General features: G+C 38.4%; 12 protein-coding genes and 2 tRNA genes. 6 read left to right on the top strand and 8 right to left on the bottom strand.

Features of this window, described 5'->3' with window-relative positions; all coding sequences use genetic code 11:
• The first annotated feature begins 1079 nt into the window (after nt 1-1079).
• The 4 genes from A7090_RS22560 (at nt 1080) to A7090_RS22545 (ending at nt 3765) form a co-directional block, all read left to right on the top strand.
• Nucleotides 1080-1814 carry a replication/maintenance protein RepL gene (locus tag A7090_RS22560; RefSeq protein ID WP_105275597.1) on the top strand — a complete coding sequence of 245 codons (735 nt, stop codon included), beginning with the start codon at nt 1080-1082 and terminating at the stop codon, nt 1812-1814.
• A gap of 27 nt (nt 1815-1841) precedes the next feature.
• Nucleotides 1842-2642 carry a hypothetical protein gene (locus A7090_RS22555; RefSeq protein ID WP_105275596.1) on the top strand — a complete coding sequence of 267 codons (801 nt, stop codon included), beginning with the start codon at nt 1842-1844 and terminating at the stop codon, nt 2640-2642.
• A gap of 78 nt (nt 2643-2720) precedes the next feature.
• The gene (locus tag A7090_RS22550) at nt 2721-3200 is read left to right on the top strand and encodes a DUF4756 family protein (RefSeq protein WP_105275595.1); all 480 of its coding nucleotides are present in this window, start codon (nt 2721-2723) and stop codon (nt 3198-3200) included.
• A gap of 160 nt (nt 3201-3360) precedes the next feature.
• The gene (locus A7090_RS22545) at nt 3361-3765 is read left to right on the top strand and encodes an H-NS family histone-like protein (protein ID WP_105275594.1); all 405 of its coding nucleotides are present in this window, start codon (nt 3361-3363) and stop codon (nt 3763-3765) included.
• 178 nt (nt 3766-3943) lie between these two features.
• Here the strand turns inward: A7090_RS22545 and A7090_RS22540 are convergent, their stop codons facing one another.
• The 7 genes from A7090_RS22540 to A7090_RS22505 all read right to left on the bottom strand — a co-directional run bounded on the left by A7090_RS22540 (nt 3944) and on the right by A7090_RS22505 (nt 8420).
• Nucleotides 3944-4492 (bottom strand): SLATT domain-containing protein, encoded by a 549-nt coding sequence (locus tag A7090_RS22540; RefSeq protein WP_105275593.1) that lies wholly within the window; start codon nt 4490-4492, stop codon nt 3944-3946.
• 63 nt (nt 4493-4555) lie between these two features.
• On the bottom strand, nt 4556-5827 hold the full coding sequence (locus A7090_RS22535) for an SMODS domain-containing nucleotidyltransferase (RefSeq protein WP_105275592.1): 1272 nt from the start codon (nt 5825-5827) through the stop codon (nt 4556-4558).
• A 247-nt stretch (nt 5828-6074) separates the two neighbouring features.
• On the bottom strand, nt 6075-6371 hold the full coding sequence (locus tag A7090_RS22530) for a hypothetical protein (protein WP_105275591.1): 297 nt from the start codon (nt 6369-6371) through the stop codon (nt 6075-6077).
• 52 nt (nt 6372-6423) lie between these two features.
• The gene (locus A7090_RS22525; protein ID WP_105275590.1) at nt 6424-6714 is read right to left on the bottom strand and encodes a hypothetical protein; all 291 of its coding nucleotides are present in this window, start codon (nt 6712-6714) and stop codon (nt 6424-6426) included.
• 81 nt (nt 6715-6795) lie between these two features.
• Nucleotides 6796-7035 carry a helix-turn-helix transcriptional regulator gene (locus A7090_RS22520; RefSeq protein WP_105275589.1) on the bottom strand — a complete coding sequence of 80 codons (240 nt, stop codon included), beginning with the start codon at nt 7033-7035 and terminating at the stop codon, nt 6796-6798.
• A gap of 166 nt (nt 7036-7201) precedes the next feature.
• Nucleotides 7202-8044 (bottom strand): DUF6387 family protein, encoded by an 843-nt coding sequence (locus A7090_RS22515; RefSeq protein ID WP_105275588.1) that lies wholly within the window; start codon nt 8042-8044, stop codon nt 7202-7204.
• A gap of 286 nt (nt 8045-8330) precedes the next feature.
• Nucleotides 8331-8420 (bottom strand) — tRNA-Ser (locus A7090_RS22505).
• Nucleotides 8421-8513: 93 nt separating this feature from the next.
• Between A7090_RS22505 and mtfA the strand changes: the two genes are divergently transcribed.
• Both mtfA and A7090_RS22495 read left to right on the top strand, forming a co-directional pair.
• Nucleotides 8514-9311 (top strand): DgsA anti-repressor MtfA, encoded by a 798-nt coding sequence (gene mtfA / locus A7090_RS22500; RefSeq protein ID WP_105275598.1) that lies wholly within the window; start codon nt 8514-8516, stop codon nt 9309-9311.
• Between the two features lie 100 nt (nt 9312-9411).
• Nucleotides 9412-9487, top strand: a tRNA-Asn gene (locus tag A7090_RS22495).
• Nucleotides 9488-9847: 360 nt separating this feature from the next.
• Here A7090_RS22495 and A7090_RS22485 read toward each other — a convergent pair.
• The gene (locus A7090_RS22485; protein ID WP_105275586.1) at nt 9848-10918 is read right to left on the bottom strand and encodes a glycosyltransferase family 9 protein; all 1071 of its coding nucleotides are present in this window, start codon (nt 10916-10918) and stop codon (nt 9848-9850) included.
• Nucleotides 10919-11053 lie beyond the last annotated feature (135 nt).

The raw sequence follows: 11053 nt of genomic DNA, 5'->3' as shown, positions 1-11053 counted from the left end.
GATATATAGCATTTGCTCTTAAACGCATAGGAAAACTATATCTTTAGTAGCAGCACTTCGTGATTGTTGCCAACAATCACTTTGCTGAACAGGGCTTGTTCCTGTTAGTGATAGATTTTTCATTAATAATTTTCTTCATATAAAATTACTGCCTGTAGTCAGTTATAAGCGTTTTAAGCACAAAGATGATTACATGTGTCATCTTCCTGCTCCCAACGTCTTACCAAGCTTCCTGTGCAGTTTATTAGCCTTTCATAAAAGGTGTTTACTTATATTCATTAATATTTATTTTCACCTTATGATTTTAATAACTATTTATTGAAAACACATCTCTTGTGCTAACGCACGGCTACGCCCCTGATACTGTTGTAAAACTATTTTCCTTGATCATCTATAAGGCATTAATATTATATCAATGGAAAACAACATGACCTTAATCTGACTATTCACTCTATCAAGTTAACATCAGATTCTGTGTTTAGACAGAACATTTGCCTCAGATATATAGCATTTGCTCTTAAACGCATAGGAAAACTATATCTTTAGTAGCAGCACTTCGTGATTGTTGCCAACAATCACTTTGCTGGACAGGGCTTGTCCCTGTTAATGATGGATTTATCCAAAAAAGAACGCGTCGAAGACGCATATAAAGTAAAAGGAATATTAATTAAGCTCTCACAATAAAAGCAGCGGTTCGTGATTGGACGAAACAATCACTCGCTGACAGTAGTTATTAAGGAATATAATATCCTCCGAAAAATCACTCAAACATAACGCGAAAGTAAAACTGGACTCTCTTAACTTCTTACTAATTATTTAATTATAAGCATAGTGCCGGACCAGTAAAATCGCGGCTTCGCAACTTTTTTTCCTATGTTCAAACATAGCAAACTCCTATGTTCAAACATAGATCCTCCCTATGTTCGAACATAGCAAGATCTATGTTCGAACATAGTTTTTTTAACATATAACATTGTCATAAGAATATACTTTCTATTTTATTTATAGTTCTACTATTGACTTTCACTTTTTTGCATAGTATTAAAATACATATAATAAAAATAATAAGAGAGAATAATATGAATACAAACGACACTGATCTATTACACTTATTTGAATCATTAACAACCGAGCAAAAGATTGATATCGCAAGACGCTTGCTACAAAACAAAGAAATAAAATCAACGACAGTTATTTCTTCTGAGGAAGATAAAGCTATTTCGTTTTCACAACCTTATGTATTTGCTTTTACTTCCAACTTTCGTATTTTCTCTGATCTTGACATATCCAAGAATGAATTCCGTGTATTAACATATATCTTAGAGTATATGGAGTTTGGAAATCTGATTAATCTTTCGCAATCATCTCTGTGCAAAGCACTGAATATCGCTTCCGGTAATATGTCTAACATTTTTAAAAAACTCAGACAGAAAGGAATACTCGTCGAGCATCATGGACATCTCTACATCAACTCTAATATCTTCGCTAAAGGGATGAGCCATCAACTGGATCAGAAACGTAAAGAACAGCTGAGCAACGCTCGCAATCTTTGCGCAGAAATAGAACAGTATCCAGAAAGTTATTCAGCTATGTCAAAAAGTGAAAGAAGAACCCTTTCCTTAGAAACTGAAACCAAAGAAATCTATACTGACGCATTTGTTTTCAGTAAGAAGAAAAAGAATAACGCTGTTCCTAATCCCAATAACAGCATACATATTGATAAACCACGAAAAGTATATAAAAGAACAAAGGAAAATGAGGAAGCAAGAAGAAACGCTGTTGACACAGACTCTCATATGCAGAAAGTATCCTGATAAAATAACAACAACAAGGAAATAACAATGAAAAAACTACCCGGTTCGCTTGAGATTAAGCTCCACGAAAAACTATCCAAGAGTGATATACTAAATATATTGGCTGAGCAGATGACCATGCTTGAGGAAACATTTGGCATTCAGGAGTTTAAGATTTTCTCTTACCTTGAATGCTACATTGGAGATAAGAAACAAGCATTATATTATAGAAGTCGCAACAGTGCCGTAGCCACATTCAAATTAAAGGGTCTTGAATCCCCTGTAAACACGGCTAAGCTCATATCAAAAGAAAACGGACAACGTATTGTTTCCTTTGATAAAGAACTGGATATAGACAGAATATCTGCTACAGTCCGAAATATACAAAGCAATAATCCTTATCAGGGCTGGTCTGAAGGTATCAGTGTTGTTCCGGCCTCAATCATCAGTAAAATAATTGAAGAGGACATAATACGCGCGCAGGAAGAACAAGGCAGACTTTGCCGTATTGAAGAACAGCGCAAGAAAGCGGAACAAATACGTAAAGCAAAAGAAAGAGAGGAATATGAACGACCTTTAAAGGCTTTTATTTCTTCAAAAATAAAAGAAAGTGGTTTATCTGAGAAGGATTTCAAAAAGCAGGTTTGTTCAAGCTGCGACTATCTGAAAGATCGCGCCACAAAATCAAGATATTTTACTGAACGACCTGACTTGTTAGAAAAATATTATAATGAAAGATTAATCCGCTATTCAATTAAAAGACCAGATGGTAAAGTTGGTAAGGTCGAAATCTATACTGAAATGGGTGAGTTGATTTTTGAACAATATAAAATACTTCACCTTATTTAATTGCCTGCCGGAATTTGACACTTATGCCACACCTCGTAATATATAATATATCCACTATTTTTATTAACGAGATCTTATATGAGAAAAGTAAAAACAGACAACAGTGATTTAATCGAATACGTAAATACAGTCAAAGAACTAAAGAATCATATTTCGATAGAAGAATACAGGAATGAATATCGTAGGCTACGTTCTGATGATGTTCCTTTGATTAAAGCCCAAAAGTTCAAATCTGCACATACTGAACTTCGCAGACTGGAAAAAAAGAGAGAATCTCTTATTGAATATTTTATTGATGAACTAAATCCCATCAGCAGTTCAAAAGCTAACACATCAGCGAAAGCATCAGGTAATCTTGATCTATTTAACGAACGTGTATTATACCGTAAGGCCATTTCAGAAAGGAGTGATGAAGAAATAATTGCCTTGGTCATAAAACAGCGTACAGAAGCTGCTGTTGAGTTCCAGCGTTCCATAGAACAAAGTCTTGAGCAACTCTCTCACATCTCGTCAGAGTTCGAGCCATCAAGCCAAAAGCGCAGGAAAATGTCTCGTTAAAGAACTGCCCTATGTTATCCGTGTAAAATGAGATTTATTATATTGCTTAACCGATAATATTTACTATATTATTTACTGACTGATATGCTTTTGACTGTTCAACAGCATTATATACATTAGCCTTATTAATCGCCCCCTTTAAAACACCGGATGACATACTATGAGTGAAGCTCTTAAGACACTGAACAATATTCGTACACTTCGCGCACATGCTCGTGAAACAGATCTGGCAACTCTGGAAGAGATGCTGGAAAAACTCTCTGCTATCGTTGAAGATCGTCGTGAGGAAGAAAGTGCCGTCCGTAAAGAACAAGAAGAACGTCAGGCTAAGCTGCAAGCCTTCCGCCAAAAACTGTTAGAAGATGGTATTGACCCGGCGGAACTCCTTGCTGCTGTTGGCTCATCTCAGCCTAAAGCCAAATCGACTCGTGCTCCTCGCCCTGCCAAATACAAATATACAGATGAAAACGGTAATGAACAGACTTGGACGGGTCAGGGTCGCACTCCTAAAGCGATCGCTGCTGCTATCGAAGCTGGTAAAACGCTGGAAGACTTCGCGCTCTGATCACAAATAAAGCCGTCAATATAATTTGGCGGTTTTAAAAATATTACTTGATGGAAAAGCGTCTGGACTGAAAAGAACTTAAACTAAATGTAATCTGACAGATATCTATATAAATACCCGATTACTGTCAGATCTGGTTTGAGCTAATACAGATTAGTTCATCTATGGATTCATAAATTCATCTACGTTTTAATTCAGTGGGAAGGAATTTATCAATTTCCTCATCAGAGAAAGTCATATCCTCAAGTTCCTTCAGCGCCTTTTGAGCCATTGAATATGCCTTGTAATTCGTGGATGGTGCTCCCATATAAATTGCAGAAAGCTCATTCATCAGGGCATCTCTTTCTTGGAGAATTTCCTCTATATTTTTAGTTTGCATTTTCAAATCTGTAAGTAGAGATAAATATCTCTCCCTAATTAACCACATATCTCCAGCAGCTTGTCTGTGCTTTTGAGCTATAGTTCCTAAATCATAATCCTTCAAATATGAATTTAGAAAGAGAAGAATAGCGGAAAGTATTGACCCAACGATAGCACCTATTTTAGCATCACCCACTACAGTAGTTATAAAACTACCGGTAGTTATTGCTAAAAGAACTAGCTGAAAATTTTTCATGCAGCCTAGTTTTTTTTGAAGAATATCTGCACATTTCTCATGAGTTTTATGTGTGTAAACGACCCTTCCATAGCACTCTCTTAATTGCCCTTCTAATATATTTTTATCCATCTGACTCACCATTATGATATGTTAGGCTAATGTTAGTTTAACACTAACCTAACTAAAAGTGGGCTAATTATGTATTGGCACGTCGATTCTATCTCTTGCTACAACCTGATTATCGTGAATAACATAACACTCGACAAAGTGAGGACCTGAGAAGTCCGCGGTCTCGAAGCGCTCAGAATCACCTTCATCGTCTAAAATTTGACCTCTACAATTTCCTCGGCGCTCAGCTTCATCACCCACATTTTTTATTTTCCATTTAATTTTATATGGGTGAGGTATATTATTTATCTCATCAACATAGAATCTTAATTTTCTATTTGTGCTAATATCATGTCCTTCGCCAAGAAGATTTGAAAGAAGAACTTCCAATAAATTATTATTTCTAATCTCACATTCTATCGAAACATGGCCGTATAAATTCAGCTCATATTGTTCTTCAATAAACTGTTCAGATACATTGACATTACTGAGTGATTTTGTCGTATAATTTGGAAAAGGCCTGCCAAAAACTTTCTTCCAAGCTAAGTTTCTTGAATTTTCACTTGTAGCAGATAAAGCTTCTTCACAATATTCTTTTGTTAATTTTGCCACTTTATTAAATGATTTTTTTACGCTCACTTTTGAGCGACTACCGGGAGCATAATAAAATACTCGGTCACCTTCATTCTCTAAGAAGGTGAAAAAATCAAGCGAAAGTTGATCATAACTTTTGAAACTCTTACCATCATATTCAGTTAGATTAGAGAAAAAATTATAACACAGTGTATCAATTAAGAATCCACTTATCTCAACTTCATGACGAGCTTTCCATGCTCGAATCATTTTAGATAGACGTCTCAGATGTCCCTTCCTATCATCATTCAGTGCCCTAAAAGACGACATTTCGGCTCTAGGGTTACATTCCTTCCACGATCCACCATCATGTGTATCTGGGTATGTAAAAGTGCCATCTTCATTACCGAATACAGGAACTACCTCAACCTCTTGATTCTTAAACTTAACAACAACAACTTGCCCATCTCCGCGAATATCCGTATTTTTATAAGCTTTCTTAATTTCTGTTTTCACAACCTGTAATAAATATGATTGTCGATCTCGGAATCTCGACCATTCAGTCGCAGGAAGAAAGTAAAGCATATCAAGATCAGATATTCCTCGAATCCCTGTGAAGCGCCCATAGGAACCAACCTGTAGTGAATTGGCTGTCTTAGAATCTATGTCATAAAAGTATTGGTTCAAAGCCTTAGTTATACGACCATACCTTTTACTAATCTGACCTGCATTATCTATTTTTATATTATCAAGAAAGGTCTTAAAATCAGTTGCTGTGCTCATATAATTTCCTTTTTAAGGTCATTCGTTTGATATGAACCCATAAAAAAAATTATCAATGTGTAAGACACTAATTTTTCATTAAAAAATGATTTTGATCAATTTTATGGTTACAAAAAGATGGCCTTGCTCAACTATTTGGCATTACCTCAACCGTCTAACAGCAGCAGCAAAACAAATCTCGCCATAGACAGCACCTTAATCTTCAGATTATCAGCCCCATGAAGGGGCCAATCGATATCAGAACATATCAACATATTGATTCTGCCAAAACGGTGTAATGCATTTTGGCTAATGCCTGCTTAACCCCTTTAAAATCAACCTCAGACAGTTTTTCAGCAGCATTCTTTTTCCATGCTTTTTTCAGAAGATGCTTCTCAGCATTCCTCATTGCCAGATCGATTAGCCTACAGACAAACTCATGATCCATTACATGCATTATAATCATATTACTGGTCGTTTTATCCTTTGAGTTAAAAAGCTCCGCATAGATATGCAAGGACACAACATAAAAGATTTCAGTAGATTTATTCTTAAATGTATTCATTTTTATTTCCTCTTTAGTTTAATATTAAAATAGTTAAATGTTTATAGCGCCATCAGCGGTATACACACTTATAGATAATCCAAAGCCGACGAAGATGCTGTTTTACTTTCACATAGTTAACACTCCCGGAGATCCGTTCTGCTTTTTGTTCGCCTTCGGCCCCATAAAAACAGACCTTTGTTTTCTCGATAATATTTTCAATCACTTCGTTCATACCCTCATTATTTTTCAGAAAATGGTAGGAATGCACTGACTGGTTTCGTAGTCGTTTATTCATATAATGGTTATATAAACATTCGGCTTCACTAATAAACTGCTCTGTCGTATTAAGTTCTATTTTCATATATCGCCCTTTTCATTATTTAATGATAATAAGAGTCCCTGAGCGAAAAATAACTATTCGCCCGGAAACGGTATTTATGTTTTATGCTGCGTTCTGACGTGAGTTTCGAATAGTAGTTTCAATCCATTCATCTATCTCACTTTCCACAAAAGCGACACACCTTGGTCCTATTTTTACTCTGTCTGGAAAATTTCCTTCCTTAATACGTTCATATAAGGTAGTGCGACTGAATCCCACTCGATTTAAAACATCAGGAACACGAATAAATCGTTTCGCGATATATTCATTTTTCGTAGCACTTATCTGATTACTGTTTTTCATTGTCTGTCCTCTGTTATTGCGACGAGAACAATAATAGCGAATTTGCTTATGACATTTTAGGGATGCTCAAAGAAGAGTTTTATGAAAAAATCGAAGGGAGGTGAACGAAAAAAGATTCGTTAAGGCTGGATGCGATCACGTTCGCTCACGGCGAACGTAACCCTTTTTACTTGGCTGCTTTTTTCTTCTTATCGTCCTCAACATGCTTATCAACAGGTGAGTCTTTTAAGTGATTGTTTTGCATAATGTAATCTTCAAGCGATTTTAGATAGCTTGCATCAGTCAGAAAAGCCATTGCCAGCGGGTAGTCCGTTGCCTTTAGCATTCCTTCATCACGATCGTTGTCGCTATCTTCGTGAAGCAGCGAAGAAATCAGTGAAAGCGGGATTTTGACGCCATTGTCCTCACCCCAGAAAATCAGGTCCATCATCGGAATAAGACGATATTCAATAATTTTTCTGAACGTGCTTTTGCCAAAACGATACTCCCGTTCCGCAGGGGCTTTCATCTTTAGCTGCCTCTTCCATTGGGGGATTAGCACTTTCAGATGTTCAATGATCTCTTCGGTGGATGCCTCTTCCAGATGAATATCGACCGTAATACGCGAAAGGTTTTTCAGCGATGTCTCTTTTAGATACTCGGACAGAAATTCGGATTCGCTTAACGCGGAAATCTCAGGAGTAGCTTCGGTTAATGCCAGCGTTTTCGCATAAAATTGCGCATGACTTCGTGTCGTAGGATTTACCGCGTAGGTTCTGGCAAGCTCATGTCCAAGGGTAGCGGTATCACCGCTGAAGAAGATTTCGCCTCGCAAAATTTTATAGCGGTAGTCATCCAGCAAAAGTCTGTTCAGGGTCGGTATGGTATTCCGGCTCAGCAACATCCTGTAGGCCAAGATACGCCGCTCAATCTCCACATAAAACTGTTGAAGGCTTAGCTTCTCTATCGCCTCATAGCGCTCAATATCAAACCATGCTTCCAGTGCTTTCCTGATTTCACTTCTTTTCATCCATCCCCCAGCAATCCATTTCCTTCGATATATCTTCACAGGATCCGTGTGAAACGCATGCAGTTCAACTGTTTTGTTATCGGAGATGCGAGACTGGCTAAGTTGTTGTTAAGAATGTGAGCTTGTGAACTAAAGAAGATAAAAGTGGATGCCCAACACGAAGCAACATGGTAAAAATGGCAGCGTAGAGGCGAGAAAACAGAGCGATAGAAAGAAGTTTTAATGCAGGGATTTATGCATGACAAAATCAAAAACGCTTCGTAAGTTATTGATTTTGTTGAATGATTGGCGGAGAGAGGGGGATTTGAACCCCCGGTAGAGTTGCCCCTACTCCGGTTTTCGAGACCGGTCCGTTCAGCCGCTCCGGCATCTCTCCGTTCAGATGGTTGCCATGATGCCAGGAAATTTGGCATTTTAACAGTCCCTGTCCGTGCAATTTTGTTCAAGTGACGAGTTTGCGAGCAAAACGATGATTAAGTGGCCCTGGAAAGTACAAGAATCAGCACATCAAACTGCCCTTCCGTGGCAGGAAGCATTATCGATCCCTCTTTTAACGTGTCTGACAAAACAGGAACAAAGCAAATTAGTCACTCTTGCCGAACGTTTTTTACAACAAAAACGGCTTGTTCCCCTACAGGGCTTTGAACTGGATTCATTAAGAAGTTGCCGGATAGCGCTTCTATTTTGCCTGCCCGTTCTGGAGTTAGGACTGGAATGGCTGGATGGTTTTCATGAAGTCTTAATTTATCCTGCGCCATTTGTGGTCGATGATGAATGGGAAGACGATATCGGTCTGGTGCATAACCAACGTATTGTTCAGTCAGGTCAAAGCTGGCAGCAAGGGCCTATCGTTTTGAGCTGGTTGGATATCCAGGATTCTTTTGATGCTTCTGGTTTTAACCTGATTATTCACGAAGTCGCTCATAAGCTGGACACCCGTAACGGCGATCGCGCCAGCGGAGTTCCCTTTATTCCGTTGCGTGAGGTTGCTGGCTGGGAACACGATCTTCATGCTGCAATGAACAACATTCAGGAAGAAATCGAATTAGTCGGTGAGAATGCGGCGAGCATTGATGCTTATGCTGCCAGTGATCCTGCTGAATGTTTTGCCGTACTTTCTGAATATTTCTTTAGCGCCCCTGAGCTTTTTGCTCCTCGTTTCCCTTCATTGTGGCAACGTTTCTGCCAATTTTATCAACAAGATCCTTTGCAGAGACTGCATCACGCTAACGATACAGACTCGTTTTCGGCGACAAATGTTCATTAATTAACAAGTTTGCAGATTAATTAACCAGTTGAAATGACATATGAAATTTGGTGTTGACAGACTCAGTAGCGCTAAGTAATATGCGCCTCGTTCTCACGATTCCTCTGTAGTTCAGTCGGTAGAACGGCGGACTGTTAATCCGTATGTCACTGGTTCGAGTCCAGTCAGAGGAGCCAAATTTTAAAAATTCGCTTTTACAGTGCAATGCCACTTACCTTAGTTAAGCATTGTTTTTTAACTGATAGCGGGTTTTTGACATCTTAAGCGCCCTCAACCTTTATGGTTTGGGGCGTTTTGCTATGGAAACCGTCTCCAGCTTTCACATCAGGATTGATAACTTCCGGTCATTCTTGTGCCACATAACCTTCTGTCGGCAAAGAAGTCAGCGCTATATTCTCTACTCCGTCCATAGTAGAATTAAAAATAATTAAGGTCGAATTCGGTGAGTATTGCTTTGGTCCAAAGGCTGGTTTTCTGTGATGATTCACCAGCCTCAGAGTATTATGCTCCCGCTCAGAACAGGTCGGCATTGCCCTCTATGCATAAGTACTAACACACATTCTCGCCAAAACACTTTTTAATGCCTTTCCGAATTCATCCAGACTTATATTGTCAATTTTTTGCCCAACGACGACTGACTCCGAGACATCGGCCATTGCTGGCCACCGCGTTTTATAATCGGCATAAATTGCAACAACAGGGGTATTATAGGCACTTGCCATATGCAATATTGAGGTGTCAGGAGTTATTGTGATATAAGCATCTTTTACGATTGCTGCGGTACGTTTAATCGAGGGTGATAAAGATAAACGATATACATTATTATAACAATCCACTAATTCCCGGGCTTTATCTTCCCCTTTGGGTCCATGAACAATGACTATTGGTCTATCTATTTCACTTTGAATTTTTGCTATTAGTTTTCCTGCTATCGATAATGAAAATGTACGTTCCGGTGCGCTACCTTCTAAATTGAGCGCAATGTAAGATCCTAACGATCGCATTTCCTCGCGAACTTCTTTTACTACCTCCTCGCTGAGTGGCAATTCATATATTGACCTGACTGCCGGAAAACCCGCTTCACGCATCATAAACGCCCATGTCATGGGTACGGGAGCCCTGAGGTTCTGATCCATACGGGATGCGTTCTTGCACAAAGGGGAGTAGCACTTCATGGTTAAACCAACAACCTGAAAATTTGTTTTTGCTTTCAACTGACTTATAAATAACATCGTTTTCAGGTTCTTTTTACGCATTGCCTCTATACAAAGATCCGGCGTGCCGTATTGCTGTGTTATATTCTTCGCTAAATTTTTTATTTCTTTTAATGTCGCGTGATCCTGCATAGTCATTGTGACTAATGTTAATTTAGTCTGTTCAAGTTTAAGCGCATTAAAGACTTCTAAATTAATTGTCGAAGTAACAATTAAAAGATGCTTAATTTTATGCAATTCAAGCGCCCGAATAACTGGAAAGATGGCCATAGCATCGCCAATCTGATCGGGAATATGGAGGACAACAAATTCTGTTTTTTCAATATTGAAATTATAAGCTTTATAATCGTAGTAACTAAATGCAATACGTCTCAACAATGATGCTAAAAACATAACTAACCTCGCCTCCCTACTGGTTAAAAACCAATGCAGTCTATCAGAATCAGCAGGGGGCAATTTTGTGCAGATGGTAAGCGGCTCGTCAGAACCGTATTGATATTTACTGAGAGCTCAGATCAACTTTCCAGG

The sequence above is a fragment of the Escherichia sp. MOD1-EC7003 genome, from assembly GCF_002965065.1.
GTDB lineage: Bacteria > Pseudomonadota > Gammaproteobacteria > Enterobacterales > Enterobacteriaceae > Escherichia.
Note: the sequence above shows the minus strand (reverse complement) of the source record. Positions and strands in the feature narration are given on the sequence as shown.

What these genes read in the sequence shown, in the direction of transcription:
- A7090_RS22560 (WP_105275597.1), top strand. Translation starts at nt 1,080, where the DNA reads ATGAATACAAACGACACTGATCTATTACACTTATTTGAATCATTAACA.
- A7090_RS22555 (WP_105275596.1), top strand. Translation starts at nt 1,842, where the DNA reads ATGAAAAAACTACCCGGTTCGCTTGAGATTAAGCTCCACGAAAAACTA.
- A7090_RS22550 (WP_105275595.1), top strand. Translation starts at nt 2,721, where the DNA reads ATGAGAAAAGTAAAAACAGACAACAGTGATTTAATCGAATACGTAAAT.
- A7090_RS22545 (WP_105275594.1), top strand. Translation starts at nt 3,361, where the DNA reads ATGAGTGAAGCTCTTAAGACACTGAACAATATTCGTACACTTCGCGCA.
- A7090_RS22540 (WP_105275593.1), bottom strand. Translation starts at nt 4,492, where the DNA reads ATGGATAAAAATATATTAGAAGGGCAATTAAGAGAGTGCTATGGAAGG.
- A7090_RS22535 (WP_105275592.1), bottom strand. Translation starts at nt 5,827, where the DNA reads ATGAGCACAGCAACTGATTTTAAGACCTTTCTTGATAATATAAAAATA.
- A7090_RS22530 (WP_105275591.1), bottom strand. Translation starts at nt 6,371, where the DNA reads ATGAATACATTTAAGAATAAATCTACTGAAATCTTTTATGTTGTGTCC.
- A7090_RS22525 (WP_105275590.1), bottom strand. Translation starts at nt 6,714, where the DNA reads ATGAAAATAGAACTTAATACGACAGAGCAGTTTATTAGTGAAGCCGAA.
- A7090_RS22520 (WP_105275589.1), bottom strand. Translation starts at nt 7,035, where the DNA reads ATGAAAAACAGTAATCAGATAAGTGCTACGAAAAATGAATATATCGCG.
- A7090_RS22515 (WP_105275588.1), bottom strand. Translation starts at nt 8,044, where the DNA reads ATGAAAAGAAGTGAAATCAGGAAAGCACTGGAAGCATGGTTTGATATT.
- mtfA (WP_105275598.1), top strand. Translation starts at nt 8,514, where the DNA reads ATGATTAAGTGGCCCTGGAAAGTACAAGAATCAGCACATCAAACTGCC.
- A7090_RS22485 (WP_105275586.1), bottom strand. Translation starts at nt 10,918, where the DNA reads ATGTTTTTAGCATCATTGTTGAGACGTATTGCATTTAGTTACTACGAT.